We start from the raw sequence: 15,272 nt of genomic DNA on the forward strand, positions 1-15,272 counted from the left end.
GGTGCGTGTGATCGGAGAAACAACAGGAGCCCGACGCGTGGGCGCCGGGCTCCTGTTGGGTGTTCTTCGGGCCCTCAACGGGCACGTGGGCGATACCAGACTCGAACTGATGACCTCTTCGGTGTGAACGAAGCGCGCTACCAACTGCGCCAATCGCCCCCTGCACTTGCGTGCCAGTCGATAGTAGCGGACGTTGGGCGGTCGGCCGAACACGGCGTGCGCCCCGGGTGTGGCGCGGTCGCTCGGGTGGGGTGGGACGGACCCGTGTTCGTCGGGGGCGGGCGTTCCCGGTGCCTGCGGCCTGGTCGGAGCGGGCGGCCCTGGTGCCTGGTCGGAGCGGGCGTCCCTGGTCGGTCCGGGCGCACCTGGTCGATCGGGATCACCAGGTACGCCCGTTCCCGCTCGGCATCGCAACCGTCATGGGAAGGAACGGGCACCGGCATGCGTCCGCCCGGCGCTCCCGCGGGCCCCGATCGGCGTGAACACGGGGGACACGCCCGGTGAACGGGGAGGATTTTGGCGGATGGGTCCCGGTTCGTATAGAGTTCTTCTCGTCGCCGCGACAGCGGGCAGACAAGAGCGGCCCGGCCAGGCAAGATCAAAGGGGCGTTCGAAGTGCGGATGTGGCGCAGTGGTAGCGCATCACCTTGCCAAGGTGAGGGTCGCGAGTTCGAATCTCGTCATCCGCTCGAGTGTGGGAGTCTTCGGACGACCACGACTCACCAGAGGGTATCCCACCGTTCGGGTACTCACGGAGACGTGAACCTCGATGGTGGGGTGGCCGAGAGGCTAGGCAGCGGCCTGCAAAGCCGTCCACGCGGGTTCGAATCCCGTCCCCACCTCCAGTTCCACACTCCTCTGGGCGATTGGCGCAGCGGTAGCGCGCTTCCCTGACACGGAAGAGGTCACTGGTTCGATCCCAGTATCGCCCACCACGAGAAGACCCCCGGGAGACCGGGGGTCTTCGTGTTTCTGCGGCCGTGGCCGCGGGTCCACGGATCAGCGGTGGACGCTCCGGACGGTGCTCACGCGCAGGTCGTCGAACGTGCTCGTGAACCCGGCACCGCCGAGCGAGATCAGGCCGATGCGCGGGTGCGCCCCGAGGTCCGCCGTCCACGTGCCACCCCGGACGAAGTGCCGCCCGTCGTCGCTCGTGTACGCCGTGTACTGGTGCAGGCCGCCGACCACGCGGTGCACGATCCGCAGCGTGGTGCGGTCGCCGACCGGTCCGACCACCATGTTGCCGTAGGTCGGCGACCCGGCGGGCTGCGGCGAGACCTGCTTGCCGAACTCGGTCTGCCGGGTGTCGAAGATCGAGTTCGAGGTGAGACGGACGTAGTTGCCGTCGTCGCCGTACACGATGAGCCCGCCCTGCACGTAGTTCACCCCGTCGCCGGTCGCCGGCGTGTCCACCGCGACCGTCGTCTCGACGACGTAGTCGCCGCTCGGTGCCGGCTCGGCGAGCACGGACGCGAGGGGTGTCGTCGGCGGGTGGATGTCGGCGGCCTGCGTCTGCCAGCGCAGTTGCCCGCCGCCGACGGTCCACGTGGCCGGGTCGGGTTCGCGGATCCAGGAGAGCGTCGAGGGGAGCGAGGAGCCGTCGAAGGACGTCGACGCCGAGCGCAGCAGTCGGCCGGGCACGTCCGTCGCAGCACGGGTCGGTCGGTAGGTCGGCCGCTCGCCGCGCTGGGCGACCGGTCCGGGCTGCACGGTGTCGGACGGACCGGCGCCCCCGCGGACGACAGGCCACCCGTCGACCCAGTCGAGGGGGTCGATGAGCACGGGACGCTTCGTGTAGGTGCCCTGTCCGGCGTAGTAGGGGTCGTCGCGGTCGACCGCGTGGTAGACGATCCAGTCCTGACCGGCCAGGTCCGTGACCACCGTGTTGTGGCCGGTGCCGACCCAGCGGTTGCCGTTCTGCGCGAGGAGCGGGGTGCCGCCGACCCGGGTCGCCGTGATCGCGACACCGTCGCGGTCGGTGAAGGGACCGAGCGGGCTGCGGGACCGGGCGACGAAGACGCCGTAGCCGGTGAGGGCACCGTTGCAGCAGTTCGTGGCGGACCCCATGAAGTACCACCACCCGTCGTGGCGCATCAGGTAGGTGCCCTCGTAGCGGTTGTCGATCGCGATCTCGCGCTCGCTCGACGGCACCGAGCGCAGCCCGTCCGAGGTCAGGCGTCGCACGTTCACCCCGCCGAAGTAGCTGCCGAAGTACAGGTACGTGGATCCTCGGTCGGTGATCACCTCGGGATCGAACTCCCATCGCTGCCCGGTGCCGTTCGGCGCGGCCTGCGGGGCGACGACGGGGCCGCCCGAGTCGGTCCACGGTCCGGTCGGACTCGCGCTCGTGGCGACACCGACGGCCGAACCACCACCCGTGGTCGCGGTCGCCGTCGGGGTGTCCGACGCCGCGTAGTACAGGTACCAGCGGCCGTTGCGGTACACCACGTCGGGTGCCCAGACGCCGTTCGCGTCCCCGACCCACGCCGGCTTCGTGGTGAAGGCATCACCGACGTACGTCCAGTGGGACAGGTCCGTCGAGCGGTACGTGGGGACGACGTGCTGGACGAGCGATCCGTCCGGGTTCTTGTCCGTCGCGGTCAGCGCGTCGGTGGTGCAGTAGAGGTACCAGTTCCGGTCGCGCCCCACGCCGTGGACGACGGTCGGGTCGGCGCAGCTCGCGGCGGTCTGGCCGTCCGGCAGCGACAGCGTCATGGGGTTCTGGTGGTCCGGCGCGGCTGGACCACGTGCCGACGTCGTGCTGGCCGCCACCGCGGGTGCGGTGACGGCACCGGCCTGGAGGAACGTGGCGGCGAGCGCCGCGACCGTCGCGACGGTGAGGATCGCTTGCATGGGTCGGCGCACGGGTGACCTGCTCTCGTCGTCGAGGAGCGTGCTGATGTGCGCGAGCGTACGCCGCGCGCCGTCGGACGGTACCGACGGATCGTCCGGTCGGACGCCGACCGCACGGTGCCGGGCGCTTGCGGTGTTCCGTACGGATGCCTCCGGGGTGTTCCGTCGAGCCGGTCCTGGTGCCACCCTCGTCCCGGGCACGACCGACGGAGGTCGAGCACCGACCATCGGGGAGACCATGCAACGACCCACTCTGCTCGCCGTCGCGACCGCGTTCATCGCCGTCGCCGTGCTGACGACCGCCGCTCCGGCGGACGCAGCGCCCTCGCAGCCGTCAGCGCCCGCGCACGTGACGGTCACCGGTCAGGACGACTCCGCCACCGTGACCTGGTCGGCGGGTCCGCCGGTCCGGCGAGCGCACGTGACCGGGTACACCGTGTCCGTGACGCCGACGGCGAGACACCGACACCACAGCACTCAGACCGTCGGACCGCGGACGTTCTCGGCCCGGTTCGGACACCTCGCGGAGGCGACGACCTACACGTTCACCGTGCGCGCGAAGAGCGGTCGCGCGCTGAGCGCTCCGGTGTCGGTCCGGTACACCCGACCCGCTGCGCACGTCGAGTCGCTCTACGCGATCAACGAGGCCGGTGCGCTGGTCCGGCGTCCGGTCGCCGGCGGGACGTGGCAGACGATCACCGGGTCCGGCTCCGGGTACGCCGTCGACGGAGCGGGGACCGCCTACGTCGCCAGCGCCGACGGGCACACCATCACCGCCTACCCCGAGAGCGGCGGCAGCAAGGTGGTCGCGACCGGCGTCTCGGTGGCAGGCCGGGCGCTGCTCGCCGACGACGCCGGAGACCTGTTCTTCACCCAGTCGTGGTCCATCATCGAACTGCCGCACGGGTCGGCCACCACCCGGACGGTGGGACCGGGTGACGTCGTGGCAGTCAGCCCGAACGGGTGGCTCGCTGCGCAGACCAAGAGTGCGGCCGTGCTCGTGTACGACCCGTCCGGTGTCTGGCAGAGCATCCCGGGTGGGGTCTACAACTACCTGGTCGCCCTCGGTGTCGACACCTCCGGGAACGTCTACATCAGGAACCGGTCGACGGGCGGGAGCGGCTACTTCTCGGTGGACGTCGCCCCGACCGGATCGTCGTCCCTGACGAGCCTGCTCGAGCCGGACGGTGTGGTCGCCCTCTCCCGGACCGACGTCCTCAGTGCACTGCGAACCACGACGTGGTGCGCCGCGCCGTCCCGCGCCAGTGGCTCGTGCACCCCGGACACGCGGGTGAGCTCCCTGTGGCAGCGGACCGCGTCCGGGAGCGTGACCACCGTGCCGATCAGCGGGCTCGACATCGGATCCGACGCCGAGGCCGCCGCGGACAGCGCGGGTGACGTGTTCGTCTCGCCGACGGACGGCCCGAACACCGGGCTCGTGCGCGTCCCCGCCTCGGGCGGCGCGGTCGAGCAGCTCGACACCGCCACCTACGACGAGCTCAGCGTGCACTGACCGTCGCGCTGTCCCTCGGTCCAGCCTGCCAGCGGTCACCACGGTGGTCCTGGCAGGCTGAAGCCATGGGGTGGATGCAGCGCATGCCAACGTGGACAGCGGGGCTCGTGATGGCGGTCGCGTTCGCGGTCGCGTGGTTCGGCACCACGTTCCTCACCACGCCGGAGACCGGCCTCGGGGCGCGGGCGCTCACCTCGGCGTTCGTCGGGACCCTGTACGGGGTCGGCATGGGCCTCTGGTTCGGACGGAACCGCCGCCGGTACGGCGCGGCGGCCCGTCGGCCGGGGTTCGCACGATCCGTCCGGCGCGGCGTCCTCCCGCCCGACGCCGACGTCGACGAGTGGCGCCGCGCGCTGACGCACCACCGTCGGCAGTACCGGCCGCTGCGGTGGGCGGCTCCGTTGTTCTACGTGCCGATGACCGCACTCGCGGTGTGGCTGGCGGTCACCGGCCAACCGGTGTTCTGGATCGGCGCGGTCTTCTTCGTCGGTGTCGGGGTCGCGACGGCTGTCACGACCCCGCGCGTGCTGCGCAACACCGAGGTCATGCTGGCCGAGCTCGACCGGCGTGAGCAGGACGCGTCGGTGCGCAGCGATCCCGTGTGACCGCTCGTGCGTCGGTGGCAGTCAGCCCGTGATCAGACGGGCCGGTAGATCGCGATCGGGGGAGCCGACGCGTCGCCGTCGTCGTGGGCGTCGCCGGTCGCGAGCCAGGTCCGACCCTCGTGCTCGATCGTCGTCGGCAGGTCACCGTGGACGAGGATCCGGACCGCCGGGGAGTCGCCGTCGATCAGGTCGACGCCGTGGGCCTCGGTCCCGCCCGGGTTGTCGTGCACGTAGCTCATGCGGCCCAGTGAACTCCCCGCTCCGGTGAACTCGCCGGTGCCGGGAGGCGGAGACCGTCCGACCGCCCGCAGCGTTCGGGTCACCGCGGACGGTCGGACGAGGGGTGGGTGGCCCCTGGTACGCGGGCGACGCTGCTCGTGGCACCGAGGAACCATCCGGAGCCGACGGCGGAACGGATCGGTCGACACGCCGAGCGGGCCGCCGAGGTACTGCGCGACGCGCCCGGCACGGCGTCGGATCCTCGCAGCACGCCGATCGCGGGGTAGAGTGTTCCCGTACGCGGATGTGGCGCAGTGGTAGCGCATCACCTTGCCAAGGTGAGGGTCGCGAGTTCGAATCTCGTCATCCGCTCGGAACACGAAGGCCCCGGTCACCGACCGGGGCCTTCGTCGCGTCAGGCGCCGCCGAAGCGTTCGGCCCGCACGTCGGACACGTCGTGCCCGAGCTCCGCGAGCCACCGCAGCACCTGCTCGACGAACGGCGTCGAGCCGCAGACGTACACGAGCGCTCCGGCCTCGGGCGGCAGGACGGCCTGTGCGAGTGCGTCCCGGGTCAGGCGCCCCACGGGTGCGTCCGACCCCTCCGGCGCCCGCCGGCTGTACACGTGGGTGACCTCGAGCGGCGCGTGCCGACGCTGCGCCGCGTCGAGTTCCGCGCGGAAGAACACGTCCTCCGGGGCCCGGACCGCGTACAGCAGCCGGAACGGCGTCGGGTCGTCGGCCTCCGCGTGCGCGGTGATCATCGGGAGCAGCGGGACGATGCCCGAGCCCCCGGCGACGAGCTGCACCGGCCGATCCGACCGACCCGGCAGCCAGACGAACCACCCGCCGAGCGGACCGTGCACCTCGACGGCGTCGCCCACCTCGATCGCGTCGACGAGGAACGGGGACACCTCGCCGCCCTCGACGCGGTCGACCGCGAGGACCACCTGCGTGCCCTCGCCCGCCGAGGCTACCGAGTACGAGCGGGACGCCTGGTAGCCGTCCTCGGCGGTGAGGCGGAGGTCCAGGTGCTGCCCCGGGTCGTTGCCGGGCCAGGTCGGCACGTCGAGGACGATGCGGCGCGCGTTCGGCGTCTCCTGCGTCACGGCGGCGACCGTCGCCGGGTGCCAGGCCGGCCGCCTGCGGACGGGGGCCGGCGTGACCGGGGTGACCCGGGCCTCCCGGCCGTCGACGGGGGAGGGAGCGCTCACCAGTACCGCTCCTCCTTCCAGGGGTCCCCGTGCATGTTGTAGCCGGCGTTCTCCCAGAACCCCGGTTCGTCCTCGGCCTGCATGACGATGCCGCGCACCCACTTCGCGCTCTTCCAGAAGTACAGGTGCGGGACGAGCAGGCGGGCGGGGCCACCGTGCTCGGGCGTCAGCGGCTCGCCGTCCGCCTCGAACGCGATCCACGACCGCCCGCCGAGCAGCTCGTCGCGCGGCACGTTCGTCGTGTAGCCGCCGAAGCTGTGCACCGTGCAGAAGTCGAGCGACGTCTCCACCTGCGCGAAGAGCCGGTCGAGCGGGACGCCGCGCCACGGCATGTCGAGCTTGGTCCAGTGGGTGACGCAGTGGATGTCGACCGTCACGTCCTCGACGCCGAGCGCGTGCACCTCGTCCCAGGTCCAGGTGTGCAGCCCGCCCTCGGTGCGGATCGAGAAGCTCCAGTCCGCCGGCGCGATGTCCGGCGTGGCGCCCGCGGAGAGCACGGGCCAGTCACGCACGAGCGTCTGCCCGGGTGGGATCCGCGGGTCGTCGCGGTCGTCGCGTCGGCCGCCGAACCCTCGGGTGAACGTCGCCATGGTGCTCCTCGTGGTCGCGGGTGGTCCAGTCCATCCTGCCGTGCGGCACCGATGCGCGTCACGCGGGTGCCGGTGGCGGCCGGGAGGCGCGTGGCCGCATCCGGCGTCGGAGTCTCGGCCCGTCCGCGGCGAGGGTTCACCGACGCGTCCGCGTCCGTTCACCTGCTGAGTCGCTGCTCAGGTCATCCTCGTGATGCCACCCGAACGGGTGCCATCACGAGGGGAACACCTGATGCACGCCACTCCCACCAAGCGACGCCGCAGGGCGCTCGCACTCGGCGCCGCGCTCGTCGCAGCCGCCATCGCCGTGCCCGCCGGGGCCGAGGCCGTCGGTCAGCTCGCGCTCAGCCAGCACGGCGGCGCGCAGCGGCACCAGGGCGACCAGACCCGCACCGTCCAGCAGGCGATCCAGCGCGCCGGCGCGAAGAACGTCATCCTGCTCATCGGCGACGGGATGGGCGACTCCGAGATCACGATCGCCCGGAACTACCAGTACGGCGCCGCCGGTCGCCTGCCCGGACTCGACGCACTGCCGCTCACGGGCTCCTACACGACCTACTCCGTCGTGAAGGACGGCGCGGACAAGGGCAAGCCCGACTACGTCACCGACTCGGCAGCCTCCGGCAGCGCCTGGGCGACCGGGACGAAGACCTACGACGGGGCGATCTCCGTCGACGTGGACGGGAAGCCCCAGCAGACGCTGCTCGAGCTCGCGAAGGCGAACGGCCTGCGCACCGGCGACGTCTCCACCGCCGAGATCCAGGATGCCACCCCGGCGGTCCAGGTCGCGCACGTCGGCGCCCGCTCCTGCTACGGCCCGGACACCGCCTCCTGCGGCAGCGACGCCCTGCAGAACGGCGGCCTCGGCTCGATCAGCGAGCAGCTGCTGAACGCCCGCCCCGACGTGACCCTCGGCGGCGGCTCGGCGAGCTTCCAGCAGACCGCGAAGGCCGGCCAGTGGCAGGGCGACACGCTCGTCTCGCAGGCGCAGCAGCGCGGCTACCAGGTCGTGTCCGACGCTGCGGGGCTCGCGGGCGTGCGTGCCGCCGACCAGTCGAAGCCGCTCCTCGGGCTCTTCACGCCGGGCAACTTCCCGACCCGGTACGCGCCGACCACGGCCACCGTCGGCGGTGCGGACCAGGCTCCGGTGACCTGCACGGCGAACCCGGCGCGCCTGTCGACGGGGCTCTCGCTGCAGTCGCTGACGAACAAGTCGATCCAGCTGCTCGACCGTGGCCGCGGGAAGTCCGGCAAGGGCTTCTTCCTGCAGGTCGAGGGCGCGAGCATCGACAAGCAGGACCACGCGGCCGACGCGTGCGGCCAGATCGGCGAGACGATCGACTTCGACGAGGCCGTGCAGGCCGCCCTGGCGTTCGCGAAGCAGGACGGCAACACGCTCGTCATCGCCACCGCCGACCACGCCCACTCGAGCCAGATCGTCGACAACACGCCGCCGACCTCGCTGTCGACCGCGCTCCGCACCGCCGACGGCACCACGATGAAGGTGTCCTACGGCACGGCGGGTGCCGGGTCCTCGCAGCAGCACACCGGCACGCAGGTCCGCATCGCGGCCTACGGCCCGGGGGCGGCGAACGTGGTCGGACTCTCCGACCAGACCGACACGTTCTCCACCATCCGCGACGGACTGCGCCTGTCGGAGGACGTCGCCGCGCTGAGCCGTGGTGCCCGGGTGGACGTGTCCGACCGGTCGCCGCACCGCGGGGAGCGGGTCACGTTCACCGCGAGCCGGTTCGCCGGCGACCGGCAGGTCCGGGTGCAGGCGGGGAACACCGACCTCGGCACGCTCGACCTGGTCGACGGACGAGCGTCGGTGCAGTGGAAGGCCGAGCGGGGCAGCACGACGGTGACGTTCACCGGTGTGCAGACCGGTCGTCAGGCCACCGCGCAGGTCCGCGTGCGCTGACGTCCCCCTCGCAACACGCAACCCCGGCGGTTGCTCGCAGCGGAACGGCGCTGCGGGGAACCGCCGGGGTTGTGTTCTGCGGAGGCGCGCCCGGTCAGGAGCGGTGCGTGGACGGCTCGTGGTCGTCGAACAGGACGTCCGGGGCGTCCACCCGGCGGTCGGTCACGGTCGTCGGACTCTCGAGGTGCACCGCGCCGGACGGCAGGATCCCGGCACCGCCGAAGCGCTCCATGACCCGCCACTGCGCGACGACGTCCTCGCCCGAGTGCTCGGGCGGGAGCACCGGCCAGAAGCCGAAGCCGCCGACGGTCTCGAGCGCCTCCCGGTCGTAGAGCACGCACGCTCCGACCCACGCCACGCGGTAGGGGACCCAGCCGCCCGGTTCGACGTCGAGCCCGGCCGCGACGTGCGCCGGGTTCGCCGCGTTGTGCAGCGACAGCCGGTCGAACGCGGGGGTCCCGCGGCGGACCACCTCGGGCACGACGGGGCCGTCCCAGGGCTCGTACACGGCGGTCTCGTGCGGACGTCGGTCCTGCAGGTACGACAGGCCCTGCACGGCGCTCCCGACGAAGCCGCACCCCAGGTCGCGCAGGGCGTCGAGCATGCGACGGACGGTGCCCGGCTCGAGCCAGACGTCGTCGTCGAGGTACAGCACCGCGGGGGCGGTGGCGTGGTCGAGCAGGTGCTGCCGGTGCTCCGCCAGGCCGCGCCGTTCCGGGTGCGCGAGCAGCACGACGGAGCGGCCCTGTGCCTCCAGGACGCGCAGCATGGCGGCGACCGCCGGCACGGTGGCGGCGTCCTGACCCGCGGACTGGTCGCTCAGCACGAGCCGGAAGGCGACGTCCGTCTGCGCGGCGAGTCCGGCGAGCGTCGTCGCGAGCTCCGCCGGGCGGCCGACCGTGGGGACGAGGACGTCGACCTCGGCCGTCGTCGCGTCGTCCGCGACCGGACGGCCCCAGGCGCCCGACCAGCGCGCCACGGTCACGGCGCCGGGTCGGGTTCGGTGGCCGGGGCGGTGTCGACCGCGGCGCCGTCCGTCCCGGCGTCCGCAGCAGCCGCTGCCGCGGTGGCCGCTGCTGCCTCGCGGATGCGTCGGACCACGGCGGTGGTCGAGTGCTCCGGCACGTAGTCGACCATGACGACCTCGCCGCCGTAGGCACGGACGACCCCGGTCTCCTGCAGCATCTCCGGCGAGTAGTCGCCGCCCTTGACGTAGACCTCGGGCCGCAGGCGCTCGATGAGCGGGATCGGGGTGTCCGTCGCGAAGACCGTCACCAGGTCGACGCACGCGAGGGCGGCCAGCACGCCGGCACGGTCCTCCGCGGTGTTGATCGGACGCTCCGGACCCTTCAGCCGGCGGACCGAGTCGTCGTCGTTCAGGGCGACGACGAGCAGGTCCCCGAGCTCACGCGCCTGCCGGAGGTAGGTGGTGTGGCCGCGGTGCACGACGTCGAAGCAGCCGTTCGTGAAGACCACGCGCCGACCGGCCGCCCGTGCGGCCTCGACCGCGGTGGCGAGGTCGTCGTGGTCGACGACGGTCGCGGCCGGTGCGGTCACCGACTCGACGAGTGCGGCGGCCGTGCAGACGGAGGTGCCGGCCTCGCGGACGACGACGTCGGCAGCTGCCTGGGCGACGGCGATCGCGTCCCGGAGCGGCGCCCGGACGGCGAGGGCGACGGTCGCCGCGGCGCAGAACGTGTCACCGGCGCCGGACGCCTGCTGCTCCGACGCGGGCGTCGCGCGCGTGCGGAAGGCCTGGTCCGCGCCGCGCTCGAGCAGGACGGTGCCGTCACGGTCGAGCGTGACCACCGCGGCGCGGGCGCCGCTGCGGGCGAGCACCTCGTCGCGGGCGTCGACGACGACCGGGACGCGGGCAGAGCCGGCGCCGAGGTCACGGCCGAGCAGACCCGCGGTCTCGCCGGAGTTCGGCGTCACGAGGTCCGGGTGCAGGTCCGCCCACCGGGTCAGGTCGTGCGCGTCGACCACGACCGCGCTGGGACGGTCGCGGTCGAGCACCGGGACGACGTCCTCCGGCTGGACGCCGAGGTCGTAGTCGCAGACCACGGCGGCGTCGGCCGTGCGGACGGCACGCGCGACGGCCCCGGCGAGCCGGGCCCCGGCGTGGGCGTCCGGCGTCGCGGCGAGCTCGTCCACGCGGACGACGACGCGGTCGCCGCCGACGACGCGGGACTTGGTCGTCGTGCGCGCGCCGGGGACCTCGACCAGGTACGTCGTGTCGACGCCGGCGGTCTCGAGCCGCTCGCGGAGGACGCGGCCCGACTCGTCGTCACCGATCAGCCCGACCATGCGGACGCGGGCGCCGAGGGCACGGGCGTTCACCGCGGTGTTCGCCGCACCACCGGGGACCGCGATGGTCTCGGTGACGCGGACGACGGGAGCGGGGGCCTCGCGCGAGACGCGCTCGGCCTCGCCGACGGTCCAGCGGTCGAGGATGCAGTCGCCGATGACGACCACGAGGGGCTCGCGGTCGTCGACGGTGGCGACGAGGTCACGGACCAGGCGGACGTCGGCGGTCATCGGGTGCCTCCGGAGGTGGTGCGGGCGGGCGCGGGCTCGAGGTGCACGACCGTGGTCGTGGTCATCTCGTCGAGCAGGTGGGGGCCGTAGCCGAAGCCGGCGCCGGAGGCACCGCGGGGCTGGGCGCTGCCGCCGGGTGCTCCGCCGAAGACGGCGTTCACCTTGACGGTGCCGACGGGCAGTTCCGCGGCGGCACGCAGGGCGTTGCCCGTGTCGCCGGTCAGGACGGTCGCGGCGAGGCCGTAGCGGTCGGCCGCGGCCAGGCGGAGCCCCTCGTCGAACGACTCGACGACCCGGACCGGGGCGATCGGGCCGAAGGTCTCCTCGGTCATCACGAGCATCTCGTCCGCGCAGTCGGTGAGGACGGTCGCCGGGTAGAACGTCCCGGTGCCGCCGGGGGTGACACCGCCGGTCCGGACCGTCGCACCGCGCTGCACGGCGTCGTCGACGTGCGACTGGACGGTGCGGCGGAGGCGGTCGTCGACGAGCGGGCCGAACTCGGCCGCGGGGGAGGCCGTCCGACGCTCCGCCTCGGCGACGAGCGCGGCGGTGAACTCCTCGGCGAGGTCGCGGTGCACGTAGACCCGCTCGACGCTCGTGCAGATCTGCCCGGTGTTCGCGAAGGCCCCGAGGGCGACCTGCGCCGCGGCCCAGGTCGGGTCGACGTCCGCGTCGACGACGACCGCGTCGTTGCCGCCGTTCTCACGGATGACGTGGGCGCGGGTCGTGGCGGCGACCTCGGTCAGGCGGTCGCCGGTCGCGGTCGAGCCGACGTGTGCGTAGACGTCGATGCCGTCCTGCTGCAGCAGCGCCTCGCCGGTGCTCGCGTCACCGTCCACACCCACGAGGACGCCGTCGGGCAGGACCTCGGCGAGCAGCGCGTTCAGCCGGGCGATCGTGCCGGGGCAGCGCTCGCTGCCCTTGTGCACGACGGTGTTGCCCGTGACGATCGCTGCACCGAGGATGCCGAGTGCCACGGCCACCGGGTCGTTCCAGGGCGTCAGCGCCAGGACGACGCCGCGGGGGTGCGGCACCGACCAGTCGGCGGCACCGAACTGCCCGCGGAGCGCCTCGCCGCGGTGGACCGGGCCGAGCTCGGCGTACTGCACGAGCGTCCCGATGCCGGCCTCCACGCCGCCCAGCGCGTCGCCGGGCACCTTCCCGGTCTCGCGGGTGTTCAGGTCGGCGAGCTCCTGGGCGTGCGCCCGGAGGTGGGCCGCGGCGGCGTGCAGCAGGGCGCCGCGCTCCGCCGGTGCCGTGCGTGCCCACGCGGGAGCGGCCGCACGGGCGCGCGCGACGGCGTTCTCCACGTCCTCCGGCGTCGAGCGCGGCGTCGTCGTGGCGATCGAGCCGTCGACGGGGTCGGTGACCACCAGGTGGTCGGCGTCGGTCGCGGTGGGGGACGGGGAGGCGAGCGTCATGGTGTCCTTCACGGATGTACGGGCAGTTCCTCCACGTTCCTCGGACGATCCTGAGCGCTGCCCCGGTTTCCCGGTCGCTCGTCCGTGGAGCGCACACAGCCGCGCCCACGGTGGCACTGCTCCGGCTCCTCTCGGCAGCGCTCCGGTAGACGGGTGTGGTGCAACTGATCGGCAACGGTGGAGAACGCTTCGACGACGTCCGGGAGATCGCGGTGCTCCGCGGCGGCGGGCTGGGGGACCTGATGTTCGCGGTCCCCGCGCTCGAGGCGCTGCACGCCGCGTACCCCGACGCGCGCATCACGCTGCTCGGCGGTCCGACGGCCCCGGCGGTGCTGCGCGGGCGCACGGACGCCGTGCACGCGTTCGAGGAGCTGCCGGTCGTGCCCGGGGTGCGTGACGGCGGCGAGGGGGCCCCGACGCTCGAGGACTTCGAGCAGCGGCTGCGCGGCCGCTTCGACCTCGCGGTGCAGCTGCACGGCGGCGGCCGGAACTCGAACCCGTTCCTGCTGCGGCTCGGCGCCCGGCACACCGTGGGCACGGCCACCGAGGACGCCGAGGTCCTCGAGCGGTGGGTCCGCTACGTCTACTACCAGCACGAGGTCGTCCGCGGGCTCGAGGTCGCCTCGCTCGCCGGTGCCGCCCCGGTCACGCTCGACCCGCGGTTGCACGTCACCGCCGAGGAACGCCGGGCCGTCCGCGACCGGCTCGGCGTGACCGGGCGACTGCTCGCGGTGCACCCGGGCGCGACCGACCCGCGTCGCCGCTGGAGTCCCGAGCGCTTCGCCGCGGTCGTCTCGGCACGGCTCGATGCCGGCGACGACGTCGTGCTCGTCGGCGACGCGACCGACGTGCCCGCGTCGCAGGCGATCCTCGGGGCGGTGCCCACGGCGCTGCACGAGCGCCTGCACGACCTCACCGACGCGCTGCCCCTGGCGGACCTGCCGACGGTGCTCGCGGCGGCGGACGTCGTGGTCGGCGACGACTCCGGGCCGCGGCACCTCGCGGTCGCGGTCGGGACGCCGACAGTCGGGGTGTTCTGGTTCGGGAACGTCGTCAACGCCGGACCGGTCGATCGCGGGCGCCACCGCGTGCACATGTCCTTCGTCACCCGCTGCCCGGTGTGCGGCGTCGACGTCACGCAGGTCGGGTGGACCGCGGAGCGCTGCGAGCACGACCCCTCGTACGTCGACGAGGTCCAGCCCGAGGCGGTGCTCGCGGACGTGGCGGACCTGCTCGCCACGGTGCGTCCGCGCGACCGGGTCGTCACGCCGGCGGGCTGAGGTCGGTCCGCGCGCGGGCGGCGCCGGCGTCGGTGGGGGCTCCTCGACCGCACTCGATCGGCAGTGAACGCTCGCGCCGACGTGCCCGCGTGCCGGATGCCGGGGTCCCACGACACCCCGCTCGCGTCCACCGAGGTTCCAGGAGCGGGGCGTGGTGACGCCGAGAGCGCAGGATTCTGGAACCCCCGCAGACCGGTCCGCGCGCGCCGCTCACCGGGCGCACGGCCCACGGACGACGGGAGGCACGGTGCCGTCCGGCACCGCGCCTCCCGTCGACCTACCGGCGAGCGCCTACGGCCAGCTCGGCTCCGTCGCGGGCATGATCGACATCTCGCGGATCTCGCAGCCGGCCGGCTGCGACAGCGCGAACAGGATCGAGTTCGCCACGTACTCCGGCTCGATGAGCTGCGCGTCCGGGCCCGGCTTGTACTGCTCGGTGCGCCCCTCGAAGAACGCGGTGCGCATGCCGGCGGGGATGATGTTCGTCACGCCGATGCGGCCGGCGGTCTCCGCCGCGAGTGCCTGCGAGAAGCCGCGGACGCCGAACTTCGACGCCGAGTACGCGGTGCCGTCGCCGACGCCGCGCAGGGCGAGCGACGACGAGATCGTGACGACCCGGCCGTGCGTCGCCTCGAGGGCGGGCAGCGCGGCCCGCACGACGGCGGCGGTGCCGAGCAGGTTCACGCCGACGATCCGCTCCCAGTCGCCGGACGAGATGGCACCGATCGGGGCCGGGGTGTCGATGCCGGCCGCGGTGACGACCGCGTCGAGGCCGCCGTGGCGCTCCGCCGCCTCGCGGACGGCGCGCTCGGTCGCCTCGGTGTCCGTGACGTCCACGGCGACGGCGTCGGTGCCCTCCGGCACGGCGTCGACGCGCAGGTCGAGGACGATCGGGGTGCCGCCGGCCTCGGCGACGGCGGCGACGACCGCCGCGCCGAGACCCGAGGCACCGCCGGTGACGAGGACGCGGCCGATGGGGGTGGTGGGGACGGGCATGGACTTCCTTCCGGGAGTGGCGTGTTGCCGGTCCGTCGGCGGTGCCGACGGGACGTTCGTGGTGACGGGCGTCGGACGGGAGGCGCGGGGCGGGGCTGCCGACGGACGGGAGGCTTCCTG

At 73.5% G+C, this 15,272-nt stretch carries 12 protein-coding genes and 5 tRNA genes; 8 read left to right on the forward strand and 9 right to left on the reverse strand.

Annotation, left to right across the window (positions count from 1 at the left end; genetic code table 11):
• Positions 1–86: 86 nt before the first annotated feature.
• A tRNA-Val gene (locus AB0N84_RS09625) sits at positions 87–159 on the reverse strand.
• A 458-nt stretch (positions 160–617) separates the two neighbouring features.
• Between AB0N84_RS09625 and AB0N84_RS09630 the strand changes: the two genes are divergently transcribed.
• From AB0N84_RS09630 to AB0N84_RS09640, 3 genes are all read left to right on the forward strand, one after another.
• Positions 618–689: transfer RNA gene (locus AB0N84_RS09630), tRNA-Gly, on the forward strand.
• Between the two features lie 82 nt (positions 690–771).
• Positions 772–845, forward strand: a tRNA-Cys gene (locus tag AB0N84_RS09635).
• A gap of 15 nt (positions 846–860) precedes the next feature.
• Positions 861–935: transfer RNA gene (locus AB0N84_RS09640), tRNA-Val, on the forward strand.
• Between the two features lie 64 nt (positions 936–999).
• On the opposite strand, the gene AB0N84_RS09645 is transcribed toward AB0N84_RS09640, so the two are convergent.
• Positions 1,000–2,853 carry a family 43 glycosylhydrolase gene (locus AB0N84_RS09645; RefSeq protein ID WP_363545615.1) on the reverse strand — a complete coding sequence of 618 codons (1,854 nt, stop codon included), beginning with the start codon at positions 2,851–2,853 and terminating at the stop codon, positions 1,000–1,002.
• A 238-nt stretch (positions 2,854–3,091) separates the two neighbouring features.
• Between AB0N84_RS09645 and AB0N84_RS09650 the strand changes: the two genes are divergently transcribed.
• A complete protein-coding gene (locus AB0N84_RS09650; RefSeq protein ID WP_363545618.1) occupies positions 3,092–4,366 on the forward strand; it encodes a fibronectin type III domain-containing protein in 1,275 nt (424 codons plus the stop codon).
• A gap of 83 nt (positions 4,367–4,449) precedes the next feature.
• Positions 4,450–4,971 carry a hypothetical protein gene (locus AB0N84_RS09655; RefSeq protein WP_182047481.1) on the forward strand — a complete coding sequence of 174 codons (522 nt, stop codon included), beginning with the start codon at positions 4,450–4,452 and terminating at the stop codon, positions 4,969–4,971.
• A 32-nt stretch (positions 4,972–5,003) separates the two neighbouring features.
• On the opposite strand, the gene AB0N84_RS09660 is transcribed toward AB0N84_RS09655, so the two are convergent.
• Positions 5,004–5,210: a hypothetical protein gene (locus AB0N84_RS09660; RefSeq protein WP_069710929.1), complete on the reverse strand. Its 207-nt coding sequence runs from the start codon at positions 5,208–5,210 to the stop codon at positions 5,004–5,006.
• A 280-nt stretch (positions 5,211–5,490) separates the two neighbouring features.
• Between AB0N84_RS09660 and AB0N84_RS09665 the strand changes: the two genes are divergently transcribed.
• A tRNA-Gly gene (locus AB0N84_RS09665) sits at positions 5,491–5,562 on the forward strand.
• Between the two features lie 43 nt (positions 5,563–5,605).
• Here the strand turns inward: AB0N84_RS09665 and AB0N84_RS09670 are convergent.
• Both AB0N84_RS09670 and AB0N84_RS09675 read right to left on the reverse strand, forming a co-directional pair.
• A complete protein-coding gene (locus tag AB0N84_RS09670; protein ID WP_363545622.1) occupies positions 5,606–6,403 on the reverse strand; it encodes a ferredoxin reductase in 798 nt (265 codons plus the stop codon).
• Positions 6,400–6,993 (reverse strand): molybdopterin-dependent oxidoreductase, encoded by a 594-nt coding sequence (locus AB0N84_RS09675; protein ID WP_182047483.1) that lies wholly within the window; start codon positions 6,991–6,993, stop codon positions 6,400–6,402. Before AB0N84_RS09675 ends, AB0N84_RS09670 begins: the two co-directional genes overlap by 4 nt.
• A 232-nt stretch (positions 6,994–7,225) precedes the next feature.
• Between AB0N84_RS09675 and phoA the strand changes: the two genes are divergently transcribed.
• Positions 7,226–8,917 (forward strand): alkaline phosphatase, encoded by a 1,692-nt coding sequence (gene phoA / locus AB0N84_RS09680; protein WP_069710927.1) that lies wholly within the window; start codon positions 7,226–7,228, stop codon positions 8,915–8,917.
• A 94-nt stretch (positions 8,918–9,011) separates the two neighbouring features.
• On the opposite strand, the gene AB0N84_RS09685 is transcribed toward phoA, so the two are convergent.
• Genes AB0N84_RS09685 through AB0N84_RS09695 form a run of 3 tightly spaced genes read right to left on the reverse strand, consistent with a single transcriptional unit; the run spans position 9,012 to position 12,888 of the window.
• Positions 9,012–9,902, reverse strand: coding sequence for a glycosyltransferase (locus tag AB0N84_RS09685; RefSeq protein ID WP_363545626.1), 891 nt, complete (start codon positions 9,900–9,902; stop codon positions 9,012–9,014).
• Positions 9,899–11,455: a D-glycero-beta-D-manno-heptose 1-phosphate adenylyltransferase gene (rfaE2, locus tag AB0N84_RS09690; protein ID WP_363545629.1), complete on the reverse strand. Its 1,557-nt coding sequence runs from the start codon at positions 11,453–11,455 to the stop codon at positions 9,899–9,901. Before rfaE2 ends, AB0N84_RS09685 begins: the two co-directional genes overlap by 4 nt.
• On the reverse strand, positions 11,452–12,888 hold the full coding sequence (locus AB0N84_RS09695) for an aldehyde dehydrogenase family protein (protein WP_353062984.1): 1,437 nt from the start codon (positions 12,886–12,888) through the stop codon (positions 11,452–11,454). Before AB0N84_RS09695 ends, rfaE2 begins: the two co-directional genes overlap by 4 nt.
• Positions 12,889–13,034: 146 nt before the next feature.
• Here AB0N84_RS09695 and AB0N84_RS09700 point away from each other — a divergent pair, with 146 nt between their 5' ends.
• Entirely contained in the window at positions 13,035–14,156 is a 1,122-nt protein-coding gene (locus tag AB0N84_RS09700; protein ID WP_363545632.1) for a glycosyltransferase family 9 protein, read from the forward strand.
• 291 nt (positions 14,157–14,447) lie between these two features.
• On the opposite strand, the gene AB0N84_RS09705 is transcribed toward AB0N84_RS09700, so the two are convergent.
• Complete coding sequence (locus AB0N84_RS09705) at positions 14,448–15,152, reverse strand: SDR family oxidoreductase (RefSeq protein WP_069710925.1); 705 nt, start codon at positions 15,150–15,152, stop codon at positions 14,448–14,450.
• Positions 15,153–15,272: the final 120 nt, after the last annotated feature.

The sequence above is a fragment of the Curtobacterium sp. NPDC089185 genome, from assembly GCF_040685235.1.
Lineage (GTDB): Bacteria > Actinomycetota > Actinomycetes > Actinomycetales > Microbacteriaceae > Curtobacterium > Curtobacterium citri.

Bases quoted from the DNA above. Each gene is read 5' to 3' on its own strand.
- AB0N84_RS09645 (WP_363545615.1), bottom strand. From the start codon at position 2,853: ATGCAAGCGATCCTCACCGTCGCGACGGTCGCGGCGCTCGCCGCCACG.
- AB0N84_RS09650 (WP_363545618.1), top strand. From the start codon at position 3,092: ATGCAACGACCCACTCTGCTCGCCGTCGCGACCGCGTTCATCGCCGTC.
- AB0N84_RS09655 (WP_182047481.1), top strand. From the start codon at position 4,450: ATGCCAACGTGGACAGCGGGGCTCGTGATGGCGGTCGCGTTCGCGGTC.
- AB0N84_RS09660 (WP_069710929.1), bottom strand. From the start codon at position 5,210: ATGAGCTACGTGCACGACAACCCGGGCGGGACCGAGGCCCACGGCGTC.
- AB0N84_RS09675 (WP_182047483.1), bottom strand. From the start codon at position 6,993: ATGGCGACGTTCACCCGAGGGTTCGGCGGCCGACGCGACGACCGCGAC.
- phoA (WP_069710927.1), top strand. From the start codon at position 7,226: ATGCACGCCACTCCCACCAAGCGACGCCGCAGGGCGCTCGCACTCGGC.
- rfaE2 (WP_363545629.1), bottom strand. From the start codon at position 11,455: ATGACCGCCGACGTCCGCCTGGTCCGTGACCTCGTCGCCACCGTCGAC.
- AB0N84_RS09705 (WP_069710925.1), bottom strand. From the start codon at position 15,152: ATGCCCGTCCCCACCACCCCCATCGGCCGCGTCCTCGTCACCGGCGGT.